This window comes from Spirosoma sordidisoli (genome assembly GCF_004138325.1).
GTDB classification, from domain to species: domain Bacteria; phylum Bacteroidota; class Bacteroidia; order Cytophagales; family Spirosomataceae; genus Spirosoma; species Spirosoma sordidisoli.
Map to the genome: position 1 here is coordinate 478,353 of NZ_SBLB01000003.1, position 24,679 is coordinate 503,031.

General features: G+C 55.5%; 19 protein-coding genes and 1 tRNA gene. 13 read left to right on the forward strand and 7 right to left on the reverse strand.

From position 1 onward, the window contains the following. Window positions 1-17 precede the first annotated feature (17 nt). Window positions 18-1,664, reverse strand: a complete 1,647-nt coding sequence (locus EQG79_RS13920) for a T9SS type A sorting domain-containing protein (RefSeq protein ID WP_129601966.1) — start codon at window positions 1,662-1,664, stop codon at window positions 18-20. 112 nt (window positions 1,665-1,776) lie between these two features. Here EQG79_RS13920 and EQG79_RS13925 point away from each other — a divergent pair, with 112 nt between their 5' ends. From EQG79_RS13925 to EQG79_RS13960, 8 genes are all read left to right on the forward strand, one after another. After that, on the forward strand, window positions 1,777-2,247 hold the full coding sequence (locus EQG79_RS13925; RefSeq protein ID WP_129601968.1) for a hypothetical protein: 471 nt from the start codon (window positions 1,777-1,779) through the stop codon (window positions 2,245-2,247). Window positions 2,248-2,949: 702 nt separating this feature from the next. After that, window positions 2,950-3,678 carry a polysaccharide biosynthesis/export family protein gene (locus tag EQG79_RS13930; protein ID WP_236648593.1) on the forward strand — a complete coding sequence of 243 codons (729 nt, stop codon included), beginning with the start codon at window positions 2,950-2,952 and terminating at the stop codon, window positions 3,676-3,678. Between the two features lie 10 nt (window positions 3,679-3,688). Beyond that, window positions 3,689-6,037: a GumC family protein gene (locus tag EQG79_RS13935; RefSeq protein WP_129601970.1), complete on the forward strand. Its 2,349-nt coding sequence runs from the start codon at window positions 3,689-3,691 to the stop codon at window positions 6,035-6,037. An 11-nt stretch (window positions 6,038-6,048) separates the two neighbouring features. Continuing rightward, window positions 6,049-6,717, forward strand: coding sequence for a sugar transferase (locus EQG79_RS13940; RefSeq protein WP_077919669.1), 669 nt, complete (start codon window positions 6,049-6,051; stop codon window positions 6,715-6,717). 5 nt (window positions 6,718-6,722) lie between these two features. Next, window positions 6,723-8,093 (forward strand): oligosaccharide flippase family protein, encoded by a 1,371-nt coding sequence (locus tag EQG79_RS13945; protein ID WP_165358890.1) that lies wholly within the window; start codon window positions 6,723-6,725, stop codon window positions 8,091-8,093. Continuing rightward, window positions 8,071-8,715, forward strand: a complete 645-nt coding sequence (locus tag EQG79_RS13950; RefSeq protein ID WP_129601974.1) for an acyltransferase — start codon at window positions 8,071-8,073, stop codon at window positions 8,713-8,715. The genes EQG79_RS13945 and EQG79_RS13950 overlap by 23 nt, the downstream gene beginning before the upstream one ends. Further along, window positions 8,708-10,111 (forward strand): hypothetical protein, encoded by a 1,404-nt coding sequence (locus EQG79_RS13955; RefSeq protein WP_129601976.1) that lies wholly within the window; start codon window positions 8,708-8,710, stop codon window positions 10,109-10,111. Before EQG79_RS13950 ends, EQG79_RS13955 begins: the two co-directional genes overlap by 8 nt. Beyond that, on the forward strand, window positions 10,083-10,961 hold the full coding sequence (locus EQG79_RS13960) for a glycosyltransferase family 2 protein (RefSeq protein ID WP_129601977.1): 879 nt from the start codon (window positions 10,083-10,085) through the stop codon (window positions 10,959-10,961). The genes EQG79_RS13955 and EQG79_RS13960 overlap by 29 nt, the downstream gene beginning before the upstream one ends. Here the strand turns inward: EQG79_RS13960 and EQG79_RS13965 are convergent. Genes EQG79_RS13965 through EQG79_RS13975 form a run of 3 tightly spaced genes read right to left on the reverse strand, consistent with a single transcriptional unit; the run spans window position 10,914 to window position 14,015 of the window. Next, complete coding sequence (locus EQG79_RS13965) at window positions 10,914-12,155, reverse strand: glycosyltransferase family 4 protein (RefSeq protein ID WP_129601979.1); 1,242 nt, start codon at window positions 12,153-12,155, stop codon at window positions 10,914-10,916. The two genes, EQG79_RS13960 and EQG79_RS13965, sit on opposite strands and share 48 nt — an antisense overlap. A gap of 11 nt (window positions 12,156-12,166) precedes the next feature. Further along, window positions 12,167-13,141: a glycosyltransferase family protein gene (locus EQG79_RS13970; RefSeq protein ID WP_129601982.1), complete on the reverse strand. Its 975-nt coding sequence runs from the start codon at window positions 13,139-13,141 to the stop codon at window positions 12,167-12,169. Between the two features lie 49 nt (window positions 13,142-13,190). Then, the gene (locus tag EQG79_RS13975) at window positions 13,191-14,015 is read right to left on the reverse strand and encodes a WecB/TagA/CpsF family glycosyltransferase (RefSeq protein WP_236648595.1); all 825 of its coding nucleotides are present in this window, start codon (window positions 14,013-14,015) and stop codon (window positions 13,191-13,193) included. A gap of 190 nt (window positions 14,016-14,205) precedes the next feature. On the opposite strand from EQG79_RS13975, the gene EQG79_RS13980 reads away from it, so the two are divergent. The 3 genes from EQG79_RS13980 to EQG79_RS13990 all read left to right on the forward strand — a co-directional run bounded on the left by EQG79_RS13980 (window position 14,206) and on the right by EQG79_RS13990 (window position 16,447). Continuing rightward, complete coding sequence (locus tag EQG79_RS13980) at window positions 14,206-15,015, forward strand: tyrosine-protein phosphatase (protein WP_240699353.1); 810 nt, start codon at window positions 14,206-14,208, stop codon at window positions 15,013-15,015. Between the two features lie 12 nt (window positions 15,016-15,027). Next, window positions 15,028-16,356, forward strand: coding sequence for an MFS transporter (locus EQG79_RS13985; RefSeq protein WP_077919676.1), 1,329 nt, complete (start codon window positions 15,028-15,030; stop codon window positions 16,354-16,356). Window positions 16,357-16,369: 13 nt separating this feature from the next. Next, a tRNA-Val gene (locus EQG79_RS13990) sits at window positions 16,370-16,447 on the forward strand. Between the two features lie 138 nt (window positions 16,448-16,585). On the opposite strand, the gene EQG79_RS13995 is transcribed toward EQG79_RS13990, so the two are convergent. Together EQG79_RS13995 and EQG79_RS14000 are read right to left on the reverse strand one after the other, a co-directional pair. Beyond that, window positions 16,586-18,199 carry a catalase gene (locus EQG79_RS13995; RefSeq protein ID WP_077919677.1) on the reverse strand — a complete coding sequence of 538 codons (1,614 nt, stop codon included), beginning with the start codon at window positions 18,197-18,199 and terminating at the stop codon, window positions 16,586-16,588. A 223-nt stretch (window positions 18,200-18,422) separates the two neighbouring features. Beyond that, window positions 18,423-20,030, reverse strand: a complete 1,608-nt coding sequence (locus EQG79_RS14000; RefSeq protein WP_129601984.1) for a SulP family inorganic anion transporter — start codon at window positions 20,028-20,030, stop codon at window positions 18,423-18,425. Window positions 20,031-20,142: 112 nt separating this feature from the next. Here EQG79_RS14000 and EQG79_RS14005 point away from each other — a divergent pair, with 112 nt between their 5' ends. Beyond that, a complete protein-coding gene (locus tag EQG79_RS14005) occupies window positions 20,143-21,345 on the forward strand; it encodes a THUMP-like domain-containing protein (protein ID WP_165358891.1) in 1,203 nt (400 codons plus the stop codon). 93 nt (window positions 21,346-21,438) lie between these two features. Continuing rightward, window positions 21,439-22,119, forward strand: coding sequence for a hypothetical protein (locus EQG79_RS14010; protein WP_129601988.1), 681 nt, complete (start codon window positions 21,439-21,441; stop codon window positions 22,117-22,119). A gap of 81 nt (window positions 22,120-22,200) precedes the next feature. Here the strand turns inward: EQG79_RS14010 and EQG79_RS14015 are convergent, their stop codons facing one another. Next, window positions 22,201-24,666: a bifunctional UDP-N-acetylmuramoyl-tripeptide:D-alanyl-D-alanine ligase/alanine racemase gene (locus EQG79_RS14015; RefSeq protein ID WP_129601990.1), complete on the reverse strand. Its 2,466-nt coding sequence runs from the start codon at window positions 24,664-24,666 to the stop codon at window positions 22,201-22,203. Window positions 24,667-24,679 lie beyond the last annotated feature (13 nt).

A 24,679-nucleotide genomic window follows, 5' to 3' on the forward strand; every position in this document is an offset into this window, starting at 1 on the left:
TCGGTCACTTCCGCCGGTTATCGGGTGATGATCACCTTTCGGGTTTGACTACCCGATTCATTGGTAATCCGTAAAACATACAGACCCGCGGGCAGGGCCGCTACATTCATCGTTTCGCGGGCGGTCCGCACTGGCTGCCGGCTTACTATCCGGCCAGCGGTGGTCTGTAGTACCAACTCCGTAGCGGCAGCGGGTGTTTGACTCAGCAGAACGGTTAGTTCCGTGGCGGTCGGGTTCGGGAACACCTCGACCGCAGGCGCAACCGGCTCGCCGGCCGTGACCACCCCCATATCGAAGCGGCACAGATAGACGTCGCGGCCCGTCAGTTCGATGGTGCGCTGCCAGGTGTTTTTATAGCGTACGGTCAGGCTGGTTTTGGCTCCGTCGGTAGCATAGGGATTCTGGGCTGCAATCAGTATGGTGTTGTTTTTCACTACCCCGCGCCAAACTGGTTGCTGCCGGTCCATCAGGTCGCGGGCGGGGGTCTCGATGACCAGTTCATAATTCCCCTGAAACTGGTCAGCAAAGCGCGACAACCGGTAGAGGCCATGGGTAAAATGCTCGTAGGCCGCGTAGGTATCGGTTCTGGTACGCTCGAGCGATGGATTTTCCCAAAGCCACAACCCGGCCGCACCGGAGAAAAACGGAAAGATGGCGGTTGCTTCGGCCATAAAGGGCTGAATAAACTGCATCGGGCTGTTCGACGTATCGTGGTAGCGCAGCCAGACCCAGGGCACTACCGGCTTGTTGCTCCAGGCGCGGTTGACCTCTACATGGAAGAGCAGATAAGCCAGGTAATCCGGAGCCAGCGCGTTGGGATAATCGTAAAAATAATACGCCGATGGCGAGAGCGTAGTAAGCTGCTCATAAAAGGGTCCACCGACCCGCTGTTCGGTCGAATCTTTGACCAGGAAGTTGACCCGGCTCAGGTTGGTTGTCCAGTCAGACCAGCTGAAAGTCGGCACATTCAGGTAGGTATTCAGGATGGGCGTATCGGCATAGCTGCTAACCTGAATGGCCGACAGGTCGGCGTTCTGGCGCAGATACCGTGCGGCTTCGGCGTACAGATTCCGGATGGCCAGCCTGTAGGCCGCTACAAAGGCAGCATCGGACAGATTGCGGTACTGCGCGGGTACCCGACTGTCTTGCTTAAGCCGAAGAATCCGGGTATCGGTTTCAGCAATACGCTCCACATCCAGCGTCAGCCGGTCGGCCAGAATGACGTACTTACCGGCCGCATTGCGCTGCCCACCCGACACATCCAGCAGCCACTGATTCCACTTGGCCCGGTAGGCCGTCAGGTCATTTGCCCAGGGGCTGTCGATCTCGCTCCAGGGCTGATTGGCCAGACTGGCTACGCCGTAATAGACGATGGCCCGCTGCCGGGGCTGAACCACCGTACCAAATTCACTGTCGGCAATCTGATCGATATGACTGAAGCCGTGTTGAAGCGGGCTGCCTTTGGTGTCGCCAAAGCGTGGGCCGCCATAAATAACGGGAAACGGCAGGGAGAAGGCCGGAAACTTGTCCCACTCAATCCGATTGGGCTGGCTAACGGGCGTGAACGTCAGCCGGTCAGCACACTGCTGCTGGGCTCGTGCCGGACTACTGGTACCCGCCCAGAACAGAGCATACAGTAAGAAAAAGCCAATTCGGACGCGCATTGCTTGAGTTTTGAGCAAAACTACTGAATTTTAACCCCAGGCCAGCCCCGTTTACTCGTTCTATAGGAAGAAGAGGTTTATTTCATTTCGCTGCCCTATTCATTTTATCAGCATGAAAACGTTCAAAGTTTCTCCCCTACTACTTCGGTTCATCGTTCTAATCAGCCTGCTGAGCGCAGGAATGACCGCTTGCCAGGATGACGAAGGGACCACCCCTTCCGGTGCGCAGGCCGACCTGCTGGTTGCCAATAACTGGCGTACCAACCGTGTGACAACGGTAGACGGCCAGAATATTACCGTTGGCCGACTGAATCTGGCCACCCAGGTACTCTTTAATTTGAACATGCAGTTCCGGTCGAACGGTACCGTGCGCGCCCTGGACCCCAACCAATCCAATACGGTCGTGAACGGAGGAACCTGGACGCTGGCCCCCGACGGTAAGTCTATCGATGTTGTTGTAACGGGCTTTACCGGCAATTTCCCAATTGTCGAGCTGAATCGAACTAAATTAATTCTTCGCCAGAAAGCGCCTGTCGACGGTAAAGACGCCGATATTAATCTTGAATTTATACCAACTTTATAAGGTATAATATATCCTATATTTTAAAATATATTTTTGTAAAACAGCCGCATTTTTAATTATCCAGCTGGCACCCTATCTACCCTCAATTAACACCCAAAAAATAAGGCGTCGAACTCAATATAGTTCGACGCCTTATTTTTTATTTATCCCTCTCTGCCTCAATCCACCTTACTCTTTAGATTATATATCACTTGTATTCTTTTCAATAATTCTTCCAAAGCAAGCAAATCCATCGACCTACCATTATGCAATAACTTTCTGGCGTACACCCAATTATATCTCTAGATAAGCCTTTTGCTATTTTTTTTCCAGCGAGAAACGATCTATCTATAAAGTTACCCTGTCTAAAAATAACGTCTCACCAATTGAGCAAAACACGCTGCAGCGATGAGAAACATAACAAACTATTTTAATCGACTGGTATAACATTTGCAAGGCCTGTATTTCTGTAGCCGCCAACTTTATCAATCCGCCGAATAACGCATCACGCAAGTCGTTCATTACCACCTTATCCAGCCAGAACAAATCCGTTTCTACTGGCTAAAAAGTTAACGAAGCTATGTATGGTGTATTACTGCCTACTTACTTATCATTCACAGAATGTTTTACCCTTTTAGTCAGACCAATCAAATAGATAGCTTTATTCGGCTGAGTATGGTTTCGGCTTGCCTTATCAGTCTGGTCTGGTTGTGTAGCAGCTGTGTGTCTCCCAAACAAATCGTTTATTTCCAGGATGACTCGGGCGCAAAGAGTGCTATCCAGGCGGCAGAAACCTACGTTCCCCGGCTGGGGCCCGGCGATGTGCTCGCTATACAGGTGAGTAGCCTGAATCAGGAGGCCAGTAGCTTCTTCAACCCCTACTCGCTCATGCAGACAAACAATGGGCGTACTCAGCCAGGCACCCCAGCCGGTCTGCCCGAGATGGCGGGTTACCTGGTGTCTCCTGCCGGCACTATCGAGTTACCGCTCGTCGGTACAGTGCCGGTAGCGGGGCTGACGGTTGCGGAGTGCAGCGCGCTGATCCGGCAGAAGCTTACCGCCTATCTCAAGGAGCCGACTGTCAACGTCAGAAATCAAAATTTCCGCATTTCGGTACTCGGCGAGGTGGCTCGTCCCTCGCTGTTTACGATTCCAAACGACCAGATAACCATTATCGAAGCGCTGAGCCTGGCCGGCGACGCTACGATCTATGGACGTCGGGATAATGTGCTGGTAATTCGGGATGAAAACGGCCGCAAAACCTTCACGCGCATCAATCTGACCCAGCGCCACCTGTTCCGATCCCCCTATTATTATCTGCATCCCAATGATATCGTCTACGTTGAGCCTGGCAAGGCCCGCGTTGCCAATGCCGATCGCTTCTACCTACTGGTACCTGCGGTATTGAGCGCCCTGTCCTTCATCGCCATCATATTCACCGGTCGCTATTAACCCACCAGTTATGTCGAAAACTGCTCCGTATTCATACGTTCCGTATCAGGTTATGGATACCGATAATGCCCTCCGTGCGCACCTGATGCGGTACCTGCGGCACTGGTACTGGTTCGCGCTTGCAGTGAGCCTCATGCTCCTGGTGGCCTTTATCTACCTGCGGTTCAAGCAACCGGTTTACCGGAGTCAGGCCAGCCTGCTCATTAAAGATGAAAAAAAAGGGCTCGACTCTGACAACATCCTTAAAGAGCTGGAGATTTTCGCTCCCAAAAAAGTAGTCGAAAACGAAATCGAAATTCTGAAGTCCTACACCCTGATGGACAAAGTAGTTCAGCAGCTCAACCTGGAAATCAGTTATTTTAAGGATACGCCCTACGGCCAGCGCGAAATATACCAGTGGACACCCGTCCGGCTGATTGTTGAACAACCCACAGCCGAATTATACCGCGACGAACCGTTCAGGATTACGTTTCTGAACGCAACGAGCATTCAGCTCGACGACCACACCTATCCCCTGAATACCAGTGTACAGACGCCTTACGGTCGACTTCGTTTTTTTTGTCCCCAGCCGGTTTCGGCTCGTACCGAACCCATTTCGGTGCAGGTAAACCCCCGCTCCCGGGTAGTTACCGATCTGCTGCGACTCCTGAAGGCCGAACCGACCAGCAAAGCATCGACGGTTATTATGCTGACCATCGAAACGGGGGTTCCTCAGAAAGGAGAGGCTCTGCTGAACCGCCTGATCGATGTGTATACGGAAGCATCCATTCTGGATAAGAACCGGGTCGCGTCCAATACACTTAATTTCATTGATGACCGGCTGCAACTGGTTTCCGGCGAACTACAAACGGTTGAGAAAGGGGTTGAACAATACAAATCGTCGCAGGGCATTACCGATCTGGGCACGCAGGCCAAAGGATTTCTCGAAACGGCCCAGCAGAACGACGCCAACCTAAGCCAGGTTACTATTCAGCTCGAAGCCCTGCGCGACATCGAAACTTACATCAACAGCCAGCCCGAATACCGCAGCGGTACCCCCGCCACGCTGGGCCTTACCGACCCTACCCTGCTGGCCCTGATTGAGTCGTTCACCAAGCTGGAAACCCAGCGCGAACACCTCGCCCGCACCACCTCGGAGCGGAACCCCCTGATGCAGACCGTCAACAGCCAGCTCCGATCCCTCAAAACCAGCATTTCGGAAAACGTCAGCACCATGCGGAATATGCTGAGTAGCGCTCAGCAACAGTTTCAGGCCAACAACCGGAAACTGGAAGGCACCATCCGCACGATTCCGGCCAAAGAACGGACGTTGATGAACATTACCCGTCAGCAGGCTATCAAGAACGAGTTGTATACCTACCTGCTGCGCAAGCGTGAAGAAACCGCGGTATCCTACGCGTCGGTCATTTCTGACTCGCGTATTGTTGACGTTGCCCGCACGGATACGAAACCGGTAAAACCCAATCAGCAGCTGATCTATCTGCTTTTCGGTTTGGCGGGCTTGCTGCTGCCCGTACTGGCCTTCTCGGTATATGATGCCATCAACAACCGCGTCATCCGCCGGTCAGATGTTGAGGAGGGGACGCAGGTTCCGATTCTTGGGGAGATTGTCCGGAAGAAACAGGTAGAAGCGCTGGTAGTGGGCGCCCGCAGCAAAACGGTCATTGCTGAACAGATCAGAACCCTGCGCACCAACCTGAATTACCTGCGAAACAGTCGGGGTGGCAGTCAGGTACTGCTGTTCACCTCTAGTATTTCGGGTGAAGGCAAGTCGTTCATCTCGCTCAACCTGGGGGCCAGTCTGGCACTGATGGGCCTGCGTACGGTCATTCTGGAGATGGACCTACGGAAACCGCGCCTGCACCAATCACTTAACTACCCCAACGGACTGGGTCTAAGCGACTACCTAACCGGCGAAACAACCCTGGAACAAATCGTTAATCCGCTGCCCAACAACGAAAATTATTGGATCATCACCAGCGGCACCCTGCCTCCGAACCCCTCGGAACTGCTGGCAGGCCCCCGGCTCGAAAAGCTGATTCATGATTTGCGCCAGCATTTCGACTATATCCTTATCGATGCGCCCCCTATCGGCCTGGTTACCGACGCGCAGCTCATCGCCCCTTTTGCCGACGCTACCCTCTACATCGTCCGGCATGATGTAACCCCCAAAAACTGCCTCAAGATGGTGGAGTCGCTGTACCGCGAAAAACGATTTAACAAACTCAACATCGTACTCAATGCGGTCAGGAATGATGCCGCCAATTACTACAGCTACGGTGGCTACAACAGCGACCGGTACCAGTACGAAGCGGTGAAGAAAAAGACATTCTTAAGTCGGTTTAAACTCAATGCCTAACCTCGATCTTCATGGTTACTGATACGATAAAAACCTACTCCCGAAAGCGCCATGCCGTTGCTGACGCCGATACCCGCTCGTCTGGCTATTGGGGAAAACGGGTATTCGACCTCACGATCAGCTTGTTCATAATCGTCTTTGTGCTGAGCTGGCTCATGCCCATCATTGGCCTTGCCGTTATCCTCTCCTCACCGGGTCCGGCTCTGTTTGTGCAAATCCGGTCGGGTCGAAATGGGCGTCAGTTTCACTGCTATAAATTCCGAACTATGTTCATTGCCCCCCGGCATAACCATCCGTTCCGGCAGGCCTCTCCCGACGATCCGCGGGTTACGCCTTTGGGCCGATTGCTCCGCCGAACCAATCTGGACGAGATCCCCCAGTTTCTGAACGTATTGCTGGGCAATATGAGTTTGGTAGGTCCCCGCCCCCACCCGATTGAACTGGATGCCCAGTACTGGTATAAGCTACCCGGATACGCTCGCCGGTATGACCTAAAACCGGGTATTACCGGGCTGGCCCAGGTTCGTGGCTATCGGGGGGCGGTAATGAACCCGCTCATGATGAAGCATCGGGTTCGTTACGACCGCTTCTACATCCAGAAAGCCTCTCCACTGCTCGATGTGTCTATTTGTCTACAGACGCTGGCGGCCATGTTTACGGGTAATACCGATGCGTTCTGATGTCGATGAAGCGCTTTTTCATCCAGCGTATAAACCGCATCGATACCCGTAGTCTGCTGGTGTATCGAAACATTATTGAATCCATTTTTCTAAAGGGAGCCAGTGTTCTGATCGGCTTCGTTACGGTCACTTTGACGGTTCAGTACATTCCCGTCAATGATTTTGGTATCTGGATGACCATCACCTTTCTGACCAGCTGGTTTAGCCTGGTCGATGTCAGTTTCGGCAATGGCCTGCGCAACAACCTCGTGCTCTTTTTCAATCATGGCGATGATACCAGCGCCCGGGAGCACATCAGCACCCTTTACTTTCTTTCAGCCCTTTGCGCACTGGGTTTATGCCTGCTGTTTGGTTTGGCGCCCGGGCTAGTAGACTGGACCACACTGCTGCACATCACCAGCGATCAGCCCGCCCGCATCAACGCTATTATTACGTACACGTTGATCGGCTTCAGCCTTCAGTTAGTTCTGAAGCCGATCAATTCCATTCTCCTGGCCGACCAGCGAACCGCCACCGTAGCCCGCATCATGCTGCTGATCAATGCGCTAATCGTCGTGCTGATCTATCTGGTTTCTGTCATGTCGACGCCCTCTCTGCTACTCATCGCTCACATTTCCAACACCGTACCACTGCTCGTATTCGCTTTGGCGTCGGTCTATTTTTTCCGTACCCAGTATGCCCGGGTCCGCCCCGCTTTTCGCCATATCCGGTTCGAACTAACCGGTAAGCTGCTAAATGTCAGCGGCCAGTTTTTCTTTCTGCAGCTAATTAGTGTGCTCGTATTCACGTCGGGAGGGTTGTTTATCTCCTTTTTTCTGGGTTCCGGCCACGTGGCCCCGTTCAGCATTGCCAACAAGTACTTCAGCCTGCTGACTTTTTTGTACGGTATTGTGATCACCCCCTACTGGTCGGCTTTTACCGATGCCTGCGTTAAACAGGACATAGACTGGATTCAGGAGACCATGCGCCGTCTTAACCGGCTCAGTCTGGCTATGGCTGCGCTCGCGCTGCTGATGTTCGTGGTTGCCCAGCCCGTGTTTGCGTTCTGGATTGGCCCCAAAATTCCGATTCCGGTAGGTCTGTGCGGGTGGCTAACCGCCTACGTGATCAGTTTTATTTTTCTGAGCAACTACAACTACTTCGTCAACGGAGCCGGGCAACTTGGCCCGCTGGTGCGGGCGTCGCTGATTGGGGCCGTCCTGTATGTACCCCTCAACTACCTGCTGTTTCGGTATGCTCAGGCCGGACCCGCCAGTGTGGTAATTGCCGGTACAATCTGGAACTGCTTTCTGCTGATCGTCTGCGTTGGTCAGTACCGGCGTTTTATTCATAACCGAGCCCAGCCCTCTGTTTATGCGGATCTTCTCAGTCATTAGACTCGGCTACCGGGCTGTCCGGTTTGTTCGTCGGCGGGTCAGGCGCTGGGGCGGTCAGCAACTGACCCGATTGCGGTTCTATATCAACGGGGCCACGATAGGGCCCGGCCTGAAAAGCTACGGCATTCCGATCGTTGACATCAACGAGGGTTGCCGCCTGACCATTGGGCATTCGCTGATGCTGAACAACGGCATGAACCATAACCGCATCGGCCGCCAGCAACCCTGCTTGTTCATTGCTGATCTGGGCGGTACAATCCGCATTGGCGACCGCGTTGGCATGAGCGGAACAGCGCTGGTGTGCCACCGGTCTATCGTCATTGGCAACGATGTCAGCATCGGGGGCAATACCGTGATTTATGATACTGATTTTCATAGCCTCGACGCCCGACAGCGGGGTACCAGCGCCGATAACGCCCTGGCCAGTACCGCTCCGGTACATATAGGAAACCAGGTTTTTATTGGTGCGCACGTCACCATTCTGAAAGGCGTCTGCATCGGTGATCACGCCATTATCGGCGCCGGCGCGGTGGTGACCCGGAACGTTCCGCCCTATGAGCTATGGGCGGGCAACCCGGCCCGGCACATCCGTTCACTACAGGTACCATTGATCTATGAATAAGCTGCTGCTGATGGTCCTCTGCTTCCTGATGGCCCAGCTGACTCCCGTTGTGTATCAACTCGGATTTGGCTACCGGGAGGCTTTCATATACCCATCTCTGCTCAGCCATACGCTCCTGGTTGTGCCCATCTTCGTTGTCTTTCATCTTAAGAATCGATTTACGAAAGGGTTCCTGCTCATATGGATAGGCTGGCTGTTTGTTGGCGAGGTAAAAATCCTGACCTACTACGCGGTCAATCCCTACTACATCGCCATGGACGAAGGCTGTATTATTTACAACCTGTTCCTCAGTTGCCTGAGCCTGGGTATGCTTGTCCATGACCAGCTGACCCCTGTCAAACAGGTACCGGCTTCGGCTCAACAAACCGGCCGCCCCCTCTTTAACGACCTGACATGGCTGGAGTACCCACTCCTGTTTTTCCCTCTGCTCTGGTTCGCTGATTTCATTAACCACGTAGGGTATATCCCGATCCTTTCCGGAAGCGACTTTACGGATAAAATGTACGAGATCGACTACGGGTATGTTTACAACTACGGCTTTTTCAACTGCGTGTCGGCGGTTCTGCTGTACGATCGCTTCCAGCGCGCTGACCACAAAGCCGCCCGGTTTGCCTGGCTGGTTGCCGTAGTTGGGGCGGTACTTATCATGACGATCGACAGTAAACGGCTGTTTCTGCTCGTTTCGCTGCTGTCTATTTTCGCCTACGACAGAGTGCTGGCGGGTCGGGTTGCAATCAATCTCAAGTCGGTAATCATGCTGGCCAGCGCCGTGCTGCTGTACGCCGTGCTGCAAAGCCTCCGCCTGGGCAATATGTCCATGTCGATTACCGGTACCGAGGGCTTCCCGCTGGGTGTCGAGTTTCGGGAATATATCCGTGCCGTTAACGAGTTTAGACCGGGAGAGATACCCGGCTATGATTTGACAGCCAGCACCCTGGGCTCACTGATCAACTCCTCGGTGCTGAAACTGGCGGGCTTCGACAAATCAGCGCTGGTGGCTAAGGATAGTGCCTTTTCGTTTATGAAGTTATTCGACGCCAGTAACACCCTCGGCATCCGGACAGGCCTGACATCGGAGTTATACTTTGCGTACGGATTTTATGGCCTGCTGGTTATTACCGGTTTCGGCTATGCCGTCAGTGCGCTGGCGTATTCGCTCTTAACGGTCAGCCGGAAATCAACCCTTGTTCTGCAAATTGTCAGTTTCTCCTTACTGGTGCTGACGGTGTTTGGACAAAGTTCCGTAACAGCGGGTTGCCTGTGTGTTTTGCTTTACCTGTACGGCCTCATCCGGCTCGTTAGCCCGCGACTACCCCGGTTTGCGTTGCCCGTTTCCCCGGCCGAGCCGTCTCCTGCTTACTACAGCCGTGATCTACATTATCATTCCCGTACATAACCGGAAGGCCTACACCCAGCAGTGTCTGGCGAGTCTGTACCGGCAGACGTACGCCTACTTTACCGTGGTGGTCGTTGACGATGGATCTACTGATGGCACGTCAGCCATGATCCAGGCCGAGTTTCCGGAGGTGGTTGTACTTTCGGGGACCGGCTCGCTCTGGTGGGCGGGCGCTACGAATCTGGGTATCCAGTACGCCCTCGACCGGATGCCTGCCGATGCCGACGCCTTTGTGTTAACCCTCAACGACGATACGCAGGTGCCTCCCGACTACCTGACCAGCCTGGTACATGCCTGGCAGAACCATAAGCCCTGTGTGGTAGGCTCCATATCCGTGAATATCCATCAACCCGATCAGCTCCTCTACGCTGGAACCCGGCTGAACTGGTTCACAGCCCGGTTCACTGATCTGGCGCGAACCACGTACCGGAACCAGCTTAGCCAGCTGAAAGCCACGAACCAGCACGCCATTGACTCCGACAGCTTGCCGGGTCGGGGTATGCTGATCCATCGGTCGGTCATCTCGACGGTCGGGCTTTTCGATGCGCACCATTTTCCGCAGTACCTCGCTGATCTTGATTTTTCGATTCGGGCACGCCGGGCTGGCTTTCCGCTGTGGGTATCGGTCAACAGCCTGGTATATGAACATACCGAAACGACCGGCCTGTCGATGGACAGGGCAAGGTCATGGCGCTCGTTCTGGGATAGCCTGTTTTCGGTGCGGTCGCCGGTACAGCTACGCATACGGTATCACTTTGCCCGACTCCATGCCCCCAACGTCCCCCTGTTTCTGATGGCAGACTTAGGCCGGATTCTGGGCGGCTACCTGGTCCGGCGGCTCCGGCGGTAGCCACTCCGCAGACGTTCTGCCTCCTGCCGACTGAATGGTATCGGTATATAATCGGATTATGGCCTCGCGGGCTGCCTCTTTCGAGTAACGGGCGTACTCGAGACGACTATGCCGGGCTAGCTTCCGGCGCAGCTCCGGTTGGGTATCTAGCTGACCGACAGCCCGAATCAGGTCGTCGCTATCTCCTGTTTTGAACAGAAGCCCGGTCTGGCCGTCCGTTACGATCTGATTCAGGTTCTCCTGGTCAGAACAGATAATGGGGGTACCGGCCGCAAACGCTTCCAGCAAGACCGTAGGCAATCCTTCATACCAGACAGATGGTACGATCAGCGCCCGGCAGGTCTTCAGCGCGTCGATGACCGCCGTGCGCGACTGCCACCCCCGGTAGTCGATCGTCGGATGAGTGGCAGCCGCCCGGATCACCTCCGTTGCCAACGGCCCATCGCCCAGAATACGCAGCGGGAAGGGTCGCGACTGTGCCGCGTCGAGCAACACAGCAACACCCTTCTCGGCCGACAGGCGGCCTATGTACAAAAAGAAAGCCTGTCGTTGCTCAACATCAGCCGCGCCTACATCGGCTACGAAATTGGGCTTTACCACGACCTGATCGGGTCGCAGTTTCAGCGATGACTGAAGTATTTTCTGACGGGCAAACTCCGTCAGCACGACAAATCGATTGACACTTCGCCAGACCCCTGTCAGCTTGTGTAACAGGGTTGTCAGCGATAGTTGGGCCGACTGCAGGTACGATTGGCGGAAGCAGGCGTGACGAATACCCGTCAGCGCAACGGTCCGGGTCAGGCAGGTTTCGCAGGGGATGCGGCCTTCCCGCATCAGCAGTCCGCTCACGCACACCAGCCGGTAGTTATGCAACGTCATCACCACCGGCACCGTACGCTGGCGGGCCACCCGAATCACCGACGCCGAAGCCGTATAAAACAGGTTATGGATATGAACCAGATCGGGCCTGAACTGAGAGATCACCTGATCGAGCCGTTTGCCCGATTGCGTATTATACAGCGCCTTTGCTCCAGAGCGCAGGGTACGAACCAGGGTACCGTCAAAGCTTTCGTTGGTAAAGGTGAGCGTTTCTACCGTGACGCCCACTTCGCGGAGCAAAGCAGTTTCCTGTTCAAAAACAGCGTCTTCTCCGCCCGGCTGCTGGTAGTAATTATGGATGAGCAATATCCGCATGGATCTCGGTACTAGCTGGTAACCCGGCGATTTCGACGAATAGGGTTTATAGTCAGCCAGGTCCGGATTTTATTCAGGATACGCACCGGTATACTAAATTTCCGTTGAAACTGACGGGTATAGAACCAATTAGGTACGGCCCGGTCGGGTAACCGGAAGTAGCGCTGCTGCCCCGCATCGAGCGGGGTTTTATACCGGTCAAAAATGACTTCGGTGGTTGAGTCGATGGAGTCGACGCCGATGTTCAGGGTCTTCGAAACGGTCGGGTATACGGTCAGCCCCTTTTCCTTGAATTCGCTGTAACACAGCCGTATATCCCAGGCGTCGATGGCTTTGGTATACGCCCGGCGCAGCATCCGGACCCGGTCAGTCCCGCCCGCGTTGAACGCCTGCCTGGCCCGCCGGTCGGCCATGAACGCATCGAAGTCGGTCAGTTCCCAGTCGACCCGGTGCCAGCGGTCGGCCCAGATTCCCCAGCCCCAGGCGCAGGTTCTGCCAAAGAAATAAACATCGTCGGTATAGTCGGCGGGTTGCCGAAATGGAAAGGTGTAGCCGCCTACCGAGAAAACCGAAGGCGTGTCGGCGTACTGGGTCAGACATTGATTCATGTAGTCCAGAAAATTAGGACTGGTCACGATATCATCTTCCAGCACGATCGCTGAGGGGTACTTGCGGAGTACTTCCGTAACGCCGGCAATGATGGAGTTGGCACAGCCTTTATTGTGATCACTGTACACCCGATGAATGGTTCGAAAGCCGCTCAGGCCATCCAGCAGAGCGCGTACCGCCATTACTTTGGCCGCTTCGTCGGTCCGTCGGGGACCATCCAGTCGGGGACCATCCAGTCGGGGACCATCCAGTCTGGGACCATCCACGAAGACGTATAGATCACTCGCGGGGGCCAGGTGGTTGGCCTGCAAAGCCGTCAGCGTTCGCTGAAGCTCGTGAGCACGCTTGTAGGCGAATAAGATTATCGGGGCAGGCATACGTAATTGATCACTGGGGAATACAGGGCAACCAGCACAGACTGGTCGGCTAGAGGTAGCTGTCTGTCAATTCAGCCGGATCAGCCGGGAGGGGCCGTTGCTGCCGGTACCACTGTTGGGCCAGGTAGTAAAGAAACAGGGTGTTGGTAACGGCGTAGCGGGCAAACAACCGGCGCGGCTCCTGCATGAATCGATATAACCATTCGAGGGCTGATCGCTGCATCCAGCGGGGTGCCCGTTTCTGCGAACCAACCGTTACCGGGAGCGCTCCACCAATCCCAAGCAGGACAGCCGGTATACGGTCCGACAGGGCCGCCATCCAGGCCTCCTGCCGGGGGCATCCCAACGCCACGAAAACGAGCTGGGCCCCTGACAAACTGATCTGAGTCGTTACCTGCGCTTCTTCGGCCGGGCTGAGCGGCCGGAAAGGCGGTGAATACATACCGACAATTCGTAGCGTAGGGTGATGATGGAGACAGTAGCGGTTGCACATGGCCAGCACCTCGCCGGTGGATCCGTAGATATACACGGCCAGTTGATGCCGGTCGGCCTCCCGAAATAAGGTAGGTAGTACGTCGAGGCCCGTGATCCGCTCCTGCCGGATTCCATACAGCCAGCGAAGCGCCCAGGTCAGCGGTACCCCATCGGCCAGCGTCCAGGTCGACCGGTTAACCGCCTGCCTGAACGTTGGATTACGGGCGGCTTCCACGATCATGTGGGCATTTGCGAAACAGGCGTATCCTGACTCCCGATGCCGGGCCGCGTCGATCACCTGGTCGATAAACTGGTCGTATCCACAGGCCGTAATAGTCAGGCCAACGACCTTATGTCGGGGGCTGGGCGCTGGCATTACCTGGGTAAGGTTAGCTTTCATGATCGGTACCTGGTTTACACCTGTACTAACCAGACGTAAAACCAGACCGGATGTAACAACGCCTGTCCCTGAGACGCGGATCATCGGGCCTGCGGATTGGCCTGACTGACCGGGAAAGTCGTTTGGTACCGGTTTAGCTGTACATTTACAGACTGTATGGTCAGTGCTGCGTATCCACCAGCTTCAGGTAATGAATTCTCTACATAGCTTGCTACGCCAGTTCAGGTCCCTGTTTCCGGGCTGGCAGGGCGATGTCCCTGCAGAAACGACCTGTTTCTGGCAAACCGACATTCATTCGCACCTGGTACCGGGTGTCGACGATGGCGTATCGACGCCGGAGCAGGCGCTCGACTGTTTACAGCAGCTGGCAGCCGGCGGGATCCGCCATGTAATCACAACGCCCCATGTCAGCCAGGACTGGTTCCCCAACACCCGGGACACCCTGCTGACGGGTCTGACTTCTCTGCGCCAGCTGGTTGCCGATCATCAGCTCCCGCTTACCATCGATATGGCTGCCGAATATCTGGTCGATGATCTTTTCCTCGACCTGCTTCATGCCGATCAGCTGCTCAGCTTCGGTCCGGAGCGGTATGTACTCTTCGAAACCGGCTGGGCCTCGGCGCCCCATTTTTTGAACGAGATTCTGTTTCACCTGCTGGCTCAGGGCTATCAGCCGGTGCTGGCCCACCCGGAACGGTATACCTACTACCACGACCAGCTGAAAACGCTGGATGAACTCCGGTCGAAAGGGTGCCTGTTCCAGCTCAACTGGGGCTCGCTGACCGGGCGATATGGCAGACGGGTAAAGACGCAGGCGCAGCGAATGCTCCGGCAAAAATGGGTTGACTTCATCGGCTCCGACGCCCATCGTCCATCCGATCTGGCTATACTGCCTACCCTCATTGCGTCGGCCGACTATGAGCAGCTTCGACAACAGCCGCTGCGCAACCAGAGCCTGCTGGGGCTGTCCAGCATCCCACCCACTGAATCACTCTGCTGACTACCTCACCCTATGCAAAAGAACGATCCTCGAACCCTCACTGCCTGGACATTCTACGACTGGGCCAACTCTGTTCACTCGCTCGTCATCGTATCGAGTATTTTCCCGGTTTATTTTTCGGCAACGGCACTCAACGAAGCCGGTGGCCCGGTCATCGATTTTCTGGGCATGTCGATCAAAAACTCGGTGCTGTTTTCCTATACGGTATCGGCCGCATTTCTGCTCACCGCCCTGCTATCGCCGGTCTGCACGGCGATAGCCGACTATAGCGGCCGGAAGAAAGCGTTCATGAAAGGTTTCTGTTACACGGGTGCCATTAGCTGTAGTCTACTGTATTTTTTCACCCAGGACACCACCACCTTTGCCGTTATCTGCTTCTGGCTGAGCCTGATTGGCTGGAGTGGCAGTATTGTCTTCTACAATTCCTACCTCCCCGATATTGCCACTGAAGACCGCTATGACCGGGTCAGCGCCCGGGGCTTCTCGATGGGGTACATCGGCAGTGTGTTACTGATGATACTCAACCTGGTCGTTATCCTGAAGCGCGACTGGTTCGGCAATATTTCCGAAGGCATGGCGTCCCGCCTGGCTTTCCTGACCGTTGGCCTGTGGTGGATCGGGTTCGCGCAAATTCCCTTCAGCCGCCTGCCCGACGGTGTCCGGAAAGAAGCTGTGGCCAATCCGTCGGCGGGCGGCAGCTACCTGCTCAATGGATTTAAAGAGTTGAGAAAGGTATTTTCTGAACTACAGATGCTGCCGATGGTGAAACGGTTTCTGCTGGCTTTCTTCGTGTACAACATGGGGGTACAGACGGTGATGTATGTAGCCACCATCTTCGGCAGCGACGAGCTAAAAATGGAAGGACAGAGCCTGATTATCCTGATTCTGCTACTCCAGCTGGTTGCCATTCCGGGGGCTTACGGGTTCTCGCGACTGTCGGAGCGGATTGGGAATACGTATGCGCTGATGGTAGCGGTTGTGATCTGGATCGGTATCTGCGCAGCCGCCTATTCGGTGCAGACCGAAATGCAGTTTTTCGCGCTGGCGTCGGTAGTAGGCCTGGTGATGGGCGGGGTGCAGTCGCTCTCGCGGTCTACCTACTCCAAACTAATTCCGGCCACGACCGATACGGCTTCCTATTTCAGCTTCTACGACGTTACCGAAAAGTCATCGATCGTACTGGGCACGCTGTTATACGGCCTGATCGAACAACTAACGGGCAGCATGCGAAATTCTGTGCTGGCCCTATTGGTGCTGTTTGTCATCGGGTTAGTGCTGCTGTGGCGGATTCCGTCGCAAAAAATCTACCGGAGCTCATTAGAAAAAGCAGAACTTTTGTAAATTTGCTCCACGAAGGAGGTTAGCTCAGTTGGTTCAGAGCGCTGCTTTGACAGAGCAGAGGTCAGCGGTTCGAGCCCGCTACTTCCTACCAGAGAACTCGAGAGCAATCCGCTTTCGAGTTTTTTTGTACTCCATTGGCGACTCCAGTAGCCAACTGCGGGCCCACGATACGAACCAGGCCCGTGTACAGAATTGTACGCGGGCCTGGTTTGTAAGTTCTTCTAATCATCTAATAAGGCTGGGCCGACTGCGATTCTTCGGCGGCCTGACGAACGCCTTCGGCCTGCGTCTCCGTTGGGGTGGCATGGCCATTGTTGGGTTCACGAAGTCCTTCGGCGACCCGACGGCCGTAGTCCTCATCACATTTCGTGAACAGCTCGATCATCTTGTCCTGTACGATCTTATGCGCCGGCTTGAGCGCTCCAACCAGGTTATTGATCAGGTCATCGCGCTCCCAGTCCTCGAACAGGCGATACCGTTCACCCGCCTGTTTGAAGTCGTTGGTGCGTTCAATCTTCTGCCGCACCAGGTTTCCCGCTACATAGGGCGTATGATCCGGGCCAACCGTCGCTGATTCTTTTAAGCCACCCAGCGACGAAGGCTCGTAGTTGACGTGCGGGTTCTGGCCCGGGGCCGTATCAACATGGTAGGCCATCTGTCCGTCGCGCTGGTTGGTCGCCACCCGTTTCTTCGGCGCATTGATGGGTAGTTGCAGGTAGTTGGCGCCCACCCGGTACCGCTGGGTATCGGAATACGACAGCGTCCGGCCCTGCAACATCTTGTCGTCCGAGAAGTCGAGTCCGTCGACCAGCACCCCGGTTCCGAAGGCCGACTGCTCGACCTCGGCAAAGTAATTCTCCGGGTTTCGATCCAGCACCATACGCCCCACCGGCAGGAAAGGGAACTGGTCGGTTGGCCAGAGCTTGGTATCGTCCAGCGGGTCGAAGTCGAGTTCGGGATGCTCGTCGTCGCTCATGATCTGCACGCAGAACTCCCATTCCGGAAATTCACCCCGCTCGATCGCATCGTACAGGTCCTGGGTCGAGTGGTTGAAGTTCTTACCCTGAATCTGTTCAGCCTGCTCCTGCGTCAGGTTTCTGATGCCCTGTTTTGGCTCCCAGTGGTATTTAACCAGTACGGCTTCACCCGCTTCATTGACCCACTTGTAGGTGTTCACCCCCGACCCCTGCATTTGCCGGTAGTTGGCCGGGATACCCCAGGGCGAAAACAGGAACGTGATCATGTGCATCGCTTCCGGCGTGTTGCTGATGAAGTCGAAGATACGCTCGCCGTCCTGCCGATTCGTTACAGGATCGGGCTTAAAAGCATGGACCAGATCCGGGAACTTCATAGCATCCCGGATGAAAAACACCTTCAGGTTATTACCCACCAAATCCCAGTTTCCGTCTTCGGTGTAGAATTTGGTAGCAAAACCGCGGGGGTCGCGCAGCGTTTCGGGAGAATGACCACCGTGGATCACCGACGAAAAACGTACGAATACAGGCGTTTTCTTTCCTTTCTGCTGAAACAGTTTGGCCCGGGTATAGGTCGAAACGGGCTCATCGCCAACGGTTCCGTAGGCTTCGAAATACCCATGGGCGCCCGCTCCCCGGGCGTGAACAACCCGCTCCGGAATACGCTCCCGGTCAAAATGGGTAATCTTTTCCAGAAACTGGTAGTTCTCGAGCGTAGTTGGTCCACGGCTGCCGACCGTACGGGTATTCTGATTATCGCGGATGGGATGCCCCTGCCGGGTTGTCAGGGTTTGATCATCGGTGCTGCCGTTCTGCGCTGACTGACCATTCGTTGGATGACCGTTGCCGCTTTGATGTTGTGCTTCCATGGGTTCAAAGGCTATACTTTACTCTCTATTAAAACACCAGACTATAAAGGGTGTTTGACCTAGTTGCGAATTTTATAGCTATTGTCCTGATAGAGAGCCCAAAACCCGGCAAGATTTTCGTGCCGGAGGGGTATACAGCGGTGCTATGCTGACCGGACACCAGCAAAACGCCCCGACTTTCCGCAAGTCGGGGCGTTTTGTTCAGCACGTGTAGTGGAATGATTCAGTGATTAACCAGTACCTCCTCGCGCGGCCGGCGCCGGGTGCTCAGGTTCACATCGCGTAGCTCGTACTGAATGCCCTGCGCGGCAGCAACATCCTGAAAGTCATACAGCATGTTATAAATGTCGTGATCGATGAACGCGGCCTTTTGTCCGTCGACAACAACCTGGTCGCCCGTTCGCAGGCTCCCAAGCGCTTCTTTCAGCTGGGGCTTGCTCAAGAAAAACAAGTCTTTTTCGACCAGGATGAGCACCTGATTTCCCTCGCGCACCAGCCGGAAGGTAGACTGAAAATTGGTATAGAGTACGTAGATAATGCCTACAACGGTTCCGAGTGCAATGCCCTTCAGCAGATCGGTAAAGACAATACCCAGCACCGTCACGATAAAGGGGATGAACTGGCTCCAGCCATCTTTATAACTCTTCCTGAAGATAGTGGGTTTGGCCAGCTTGTAGCCAACCATAATGAGCACGGCGGCCAGGCACGACAACGGCACCAGGTTCAGCAGCGGGCCACCCAGAAAGACCGCTACCAGCAGCAGCACCCCGTGCAGCACGGCCGATATCCGGGTGCGGGCCCCTCCATACACGTTAGCGGACGACCGTACGACCACCGAGGTAATGGGCAACCCGCCGATCAGCCCCGACACCATATTGCCGACACCCTGGGCAATCAGCTCCTGATTCGTTGACGACACCCGTTTCTGGGCATCGAGCCGGTCCGACGCTTCGAGGTTCAGCAGGGTTTCCAGACTCGCAACCAGGGCGATGGTAGCCGCGATAGCATACACGCTCGGGTTGCTCAGCGCGCTCAGGTCGGGAAAATCGAAGATCGAGAAAAAGTTTTTTCCCGGAGCGATAGTCGGGATCTGGACCATGTGCTGATGGGCCGTGTCGCCCAGGTACCAGGACGGTACACTAATCCGAAAAAACTCGTTCAGCATCACGCCCATAATAACCACCACCAGCGCCGACGGAAAGTTTTTGAAGAACGTTCGGGTACTGCGCCCGGCGATCCGCTCCCAGCCGATCAGGAACAGCAGCGATGACAGACTGATGACAACCGCGCCCGGACTGGCCGTTTCTATAGCCCGGTATATTTCTGACAGGGTATTTTCCCCATCGGCCAGTTGCTGAAACTCGAACTCGCCCTCGTAATCATTGTCACGGCCGAGGGCGTGTGGAATCTGTTTCAGAATGATAACGATACCGATGGCCACCAGCATTCCTTTGATGACGCTATCCGGGAAAAAACCGCTGAACCGACCGGCTTTAATCAGCCCCAGGACCAGCTGGAAAAGACCAGCCAGTACGACCGCTACCAGAAATGCTTCGTAAGACCCTATTTTTGCAATAGCATCGGCAACGATAACCGCCAGCCCGGCAGCCGGCCCACTGACGCTGACCTCAGAGCCCGAGAGCAGACCAACCACTATGCCGCCAATGACCCCGGCCACCAGGCCCGAAAACAAAGGAGCTCCGGATGCCAGTGCAATGCCCAGGCAGAGTGGCAACGCCACCAGAAAGACGGACAGACCGGCGGGAATATCCTGACGCAGCCAGGCTGATTTGTAGTTCGTGAGCGTACGAACTGGACTTACTCGTTGCATAAGAAGGGCGGATTCGGGGAGCTGGCTGGTCGGTCAATGCCAGTTACACCTATAACGTTGCATGTTGTCTAAAGAGGTTAAAATTACTCAATTACTTATCCTGACTTACATTTTGACCAGACTTTCTGAAAAAGAACAGCAGTTCATCCGCGAACACCGAACCGATGATATCAGTGCGCTCCTGCTGCGCCCCAATCCCGCCGGTCTGGACCTGAAAAAGCTGGCCGCTCAGCTGAGTGCCCGTCAGAAAGCCCGGTATAAACTGCCTACCTGGTACGAGACCGACGAACTGGTATTTCCCCCCGCCCTATCGGTTGAACAGGCTTCCTCAGAAGCCACCGCCCGGTACAAGGCGTCGCTGGTTCAGGGCGGGTTGCTGCTCGATCTGACGGGCGGTATGGGCGTTGACACCTGGGCCTTCGCGCAGCGCTTACGTACGGTCATATACGTAGAGCAGCAGCCAGAACTGGCCGAACTGGCTGCCAGCAATCTGGCGACCCTTGGCCTGACCAATGTAACGGTGCAGACGGGTAATGGACTGGTGGTTGTACAGACCCTCAGCGAACCCGCCGACTGGCTGTATCTCGACCCGCACCGGCGCGACGAACAGGGCGGTAAAGTAGTTCGGCTGGCCGACTGCGAGCCGGATCTGTCGAAACCAGACGTGCTGGCCGGCCTGCTGACCAAAGCCAGTACTATCCTGCTGAAAACCTCACCCCTGATCGATATCGATGCTACGATCCGGCAGCTAAGTGGCCCGGCACAGGGCGTACGGGCCGTTCATATTGTTGCCTTACAGGGCGAGGTAAAAGAAGTGTTGTTCATCGTCGACCGTCAGCCTATAGATCAAGCACTGATCGAGGTTAACGCTGTTAACTTATTATCAGATAATACTATACACATTTGTTTTCGGCGACAGGAAGAGCGCACCGCCGAGGTTCAGTTTGGTGACCCACAGGCCTATTTGTACGAGCCCAACGCAGCTGTACTGAAAGCCGGCGCCTTTCGGCTGGTGGCCTCCCGTTTCGGCCTCCTCAAACTGGCCCCTCACTCGCATCTGTATACCAGCGATACGCTGCGTGCCGATTTCCCGGGTCGTATATTCAGGGTTGAGCAGCACATCCGGGCCGAGCGTAAGGCGTTGCAGGCCGTTGTGCCGAGGCTGAAAGCGAACCTGACCGTCCGTAATTTTCCGCAGACGGTTGCCGAACTACGCAAAAAACTGAGCCTGCAGGAAGGTGGGGATCAGTACCTGTTTGCCACCACCCTCCTCAACGGCGACAAGCGTTTGGTTGTATGCCGCAAAGCGAATTGACCCCGGCGGAACATTTTCACCACCGGAACCGTATGCATGTAGGCTTACCTGCTGGTAATGCCACCACATATCATCCCACTGATTGTATATCCAATGAAAAAGAACCTGTTACTCGCCCTGCTGCTGATCACACTGTCGGGGCCCCGGCTGAGCGCCCAGACCATCTATGCGGGCGAAACCACCGTCGACAAAGCCAAACTAAGCGGCCTCTACCTGACTCTCCAGGGTGATGGCAAACAAATCGAGAAAGACTGGGAAACGTTTCTGAAGAGCTATGGGCGCCTGTCAGCGTCGCGGGGTACGTACCGGGTTCCCAATGCGGATATTTCTGCCATCTCGCCCGAACCCATCAATCTGACCAGCACGGTAAAATCGTCCAGAACCTCGGCTACCATTTTTGCTGCTTTCGATCTGGGAAGCGGCAACTTTGTGAAGGCTGGCGATCCCGCTTATGCGGCCGCGGAGACGTTGCTGAAAGAGTTTTCGAGCCGATCGCAGTATGATCAGGAGGTGCGGCTGGCGCAGACGGGTTTCGACGAAGCCCAGAAGAACCACCAGAAATCGGTCCGCAACGGGGAGCGGCTCCAGCGCGAGATAGAAACCAACGCCAAAGAAAAAGAGCGCCTGCTGAAGCGTCTGGACGAAAACGCCAAAGAGCTCGAACAGCTTAAGAAAGACATCGAGACCAACCAAACCGAGCAGGCCAGCGCCCTTACCGAACTCGAGAACCGCAAGAAAAACGTAGAAGCCGTCAAGGCCAAAAAGACCAACTAAACGCAGGATTCCCCGGGGCCGACAAACAGGTTCAATCAGTCAATAAACCGCTGCTCCGGCATGACTGCCCCGGGGCTTTCGTTAGTTTCCTTCCTTGACAAATACCCGTTTTACCCGTTCGCTGACGCCGGTCAGCAACTCGTACGGGATGGTATCGATCTGGCGGGCCAGTTCGCCGATGGGTAGCTCGGGGCCAAACACAATTACTTCATCACCTTCCGAAGCCGATGCACGGGTCACGTCAATCATTACCATATCCATGCATACATTGCCGACAATGGGGCATCGGGTGTCGTTTACCACGATCTGCCCAACGCCGTTTCCCAGCCGCCTGTCCAGTCCATCGGCATAGCCAATGGCTAGGGTGGCGATCCGGGCCTCCTGGTTCAGCACCCCCCGGCGACTATATCCGACGGACTCACCGGCCGGAACGGTTTTGATTTGGCTGATAACCGTTTTGAGTCGGCCAACGGGGCGAAGCGCGGCCGTATCCAGGTGGCTGGCTTCTACCCCGTACAGTCCAATGCCCAGCCGGACCATATCCAGTTTGTAATCGGGAAACCGAACGATACCGGCCGAATTCAGCAAATGCCGCACGGGCATATACCCCAGACCGGCTTCGAGCGCGTCGGTACACCGCCGGAAGGTTTCGTACTGCTGCTGCGAAAAGGCGTTGAACTGCGACTCGTCGGCCCCGACCAGATGGCTGAATACGGTAGCCACCCGCAGCTCGGGGTGCTCGCGCAGGTAGTCGATGACGCCGGGCAGTTCGCTCTCCAGAAAACCGAGCCGGTGCATGCCCGTATCGACCTTGAGGTGAATAGAGGGCACGGATAATGGGGCCGGCACGCCCCCCGATCTGTCTTTCAAGAACCGCACCCACTCCTGCAACAGGCGCAGGCTGTACATTTCCGGTTCCAGCCCATATTCACGTAGCGTGGCAAAGGTTTCGGGCGCAGGATTCATCACCATGATCGGCAGGGTAATGCCATTCTGGCGGAGTGACACCCCCTCATCCGCATAGGCCACGGCCAGGTAGTCGACCCGATGAAACTGGAGCAGCTGAGCTACCTCGGCGCTTCCGCTTCCGTAGGCGAAGGCTTTGACCATAACCATGATCCGGGTATCGGCACCTACTTTCTCGCGGTAGTAGTTAAGATTGTGAGTCAGCGAGTCGAGATTGATTTCCAGCAGGGTTCCGTGGACTTTCCGCTGCAGCCGGTTTACGATACGCTCGAACGAAAATGGCCGGGCGCCCTTCACCAACACCGTACTATCGCGCAGGTCACCAACCCGGAACTGGGTCAGAAACTCCTCCGTAGTTTCGTAAAACAGGCTGTTGTCGGCAAAAAACCGGGCGTAGCGACCCATGACCGGCCCGATGCCCACAAACAAGGCCACCTCGCCCGACCGGATCAACCCCGCCACCTGTTCGTAAAGTTCCTCCTCGGGCTGGCCCGACTGTAATACGTCCGACAGGATAACCACCCGACGGCTCCGCGTGCTTTGCTGGTTCAGAAACCGAAGAGCCAGCGTTAGCCCCGCCACGTCGTTGTTGTACGAGTCGTCGATCAGTTCGCAATTATTGATGCCTTCTTTCTGCTCCAGCCGCATCGATACGGGCCGCAGCCGGTTCAGTCGCAACTGAAGGGCGTCCCCATCGAACCGGCGCAGGGTCAGCATCGTCACCAGACAGTGAATCAGATTTTCGACCGAAGCCGGATCGGTGAACGGTATCCGCAACTCATACGAACCCGCCGGGCCGGTCAGCAGCAACCGATCGGCGGTAAGGGTAGCCTGATAGAGCGCGTCTTTGCCGGTCAGCGACCAGGTCATGAAACGCATATCGGGGTTCACCGCTTTGAGCAGGAGCCGGATTTCTTCATCGACATCGCTGTAGTCGACACAATATACCAGCGAGCTGGCGTGAATAAACAGCCGTAGCTTCTCGGCTATTTTTTGTTTGCGGGTCCGGAAGCCCTCGTCGTGGGCGGTACCGATGTTGGTGAATATCCCCAGGGTAGGCCGGATAATAGCTTCGAGGGCCGCCATCTCGTGCGACTGCGAGATACCGGCTTCGAAGATGCCCAGCGTATGCCGCTCGTTGAGTTCATGTACCGACAGTGGTACCCCCAGCTGCGAGTTATAGCTTTTAGGGCTTCGGGCAATTACGTATTCGTCGGCCAGCAACTGAGCCAGCCATTCTTTCACAATCGTTTTGCCGTTACTACCCGTGATGCCGATCACCGGAATCCGAAACTGCCGCCGGTGTTCGGCCGCCAGTTTTTGCAGCAGGTGCAGGCTACTGTCGGCCTCGATAAACTCCGCGTCGGGGTAGTTGATCAGTTCGGCCCGCCGGTCAGGGCTGAGCGCCCCTCGCTCCACGACAAACTGACGAACGCCGGTCTGGTAGAGATCATGGATGTAATCGTGCCCATCGTGGTGGCTTCCACGGATGGCAAAGAAAACGGCTTCGTCGGCCGAGCCGGCGAGCTGTCGGGAGTCGGTGAGCCAAACGGGCCGGATGGAATGTTGGGTTGGTGTCATAAGCAGATGCCCT